This is a genomic window from Actinomadura livida (assembly GCF_014648675.1).
Taxonomy (GTDB): domain Bacteria; phylum Actinomycetota; class Actinomycetes; order Streptosporangiales; family Streptosporangiaceae; genus Spirillospora; species Spirillospora livida.
The window spans coordinates 1-1,449 of sequence record NZ_BMRO01000047.1 but is presented as its reverse complement, the minus strand read 5'-3'; the positions used below and the strand labels follow the sequence as shown (position 1 = coordinate 1,449).

The 1,449-nt window shown below is 65.0% G+C and carries 1 protein-coding gene; it reads right to left on the bottom strand.

Annotation, left to right across the window (positions count from 1 at the left end; all coding sequences use genetic code 11):
• On the bottom strand, positions 1-1,449 hold a 1,449-nt coding region (treS, locus tag IEZ03_RS37240), incomplete at both ends, for a maltose alpha-D-glucosyltransferase (protein ID WP_189241298.1).

Sequence of the window (1,449 nt, the reverse complement as noted above, 5' to 3'; positions counted from 1 at the left end):
GATCTCGCGGGTGAAGGCGAGGACGGAGGGGTTGGAGGCGGAGAGTTCGACGTAGGAGCCGACGCCGAAGACGGGGTGGCGTTGCCGGATCTCGATCATTTTGCGGGTCCAGTGCAGGAGTGATCCGGGGTTGTTGGCCTGGGCTTCGACGTTGACGGCTTGGTAGCCGTAGATGGGGTCCATGATGACGGGGAGGTAGAGGCGGGCGGGGTCGCATTTGGAGAAGCCGGCGTTGCGGTCGGGGGTCCATTGCATGGGGGTGCGGACGGCGTCGCGGTCGCCGAGCCAGATGTTGTCGCCCATGCCGATTTCGTCGCCGTAGTACAGGACGGGGGAGCCGGGGAGGGAGAGCAGGAGGGCGGTGAACAGTTCGAGTTGGTTGCGGTCGTTGTCCAGGAGGGGGGCCAGGCGGCGGCGGATGCCGATGTTGGCTTTCATGCGGGGGTCTTTGGCGTATTCGGTGTACATGTAGTCGCGTTCTTCGTCGGTGACCATCTCCAGGGTGAGTTCGTCGTGGTTGCGCAGGAAGATGCCCCATTGGCAGGAGTCGGGGATTTTGGGGGTCTGGGCCATGATCTCGGAGATGGGGTAGCGCTGTTCGCGGCGGACGGCCATGAAGATGCGGGGCATGACGGGGAAGTGGAAGGCCATGTGGCATTCGTCGCCGCCGGCGGCGGGGTCGCCGAAGTATTCGACGACGTCGGCGGGCCATTGGTTGGCTTCGGCGAGCAGGACGCGGTCGGGGTAGAGGCGGTCGACTTCGGCGCGGACGCGTTTGAGGTAGGTGTGGGTTTCGGGGAGGTTTTCGCAGTTGGTGCCTTCGCGTGCGTACAGGTAGGGGACGGCGTCGAGGCGGAACCCGTCGATGCCCAGGTCGAGCCAGAAGCGGAGGTTTTCCAGCATGGCGTCTTGGACGTCGGGGTTGTCGTAGTTGAGGTCGGGTTGGTGGGAGAAGAAGCGGTGCCAGTAGTACTGGCCGCGGACGGGGTCGTAGGTCCAGTTGGAGGTTTCGGTGTCGATGAAGATGATGCGGGCGTCGGGGTAGCCGGTGTCGTCGTCGGCCCACATGTAGAAGTCGCCGAAGGGGCCGTCGGGGTCGGTGCGGGAGGCGTGGAACCAGGGGTGCTGGTCGGAGGTGTGGTTCATGACCAGGTCGGCGATGACTCTGATGCCGCGGGCGTGGGCTTGGTCGATGAGTTCGACGAAGTCGCCGAGTTCGCCGAATTCGGGGAGGATGCGGGTGTATTCGGCGATGTCGTAGCCGCCGTCGCGCAGGGGTGACTGGTAGATGGGCAGCAGCCACAGGCAGTCGATGCCCAGCCAGTGCAGGTGGTCGAGTTTGCTGATCAGGCCGCGCAGGTCGCCGTAGCCGTCGCCGTTGGAGTCGGCGAACCCGCGCACCGACACCTCGTAGAACACCGCGGTCTTGAACCAGTGCGGATCACGCGG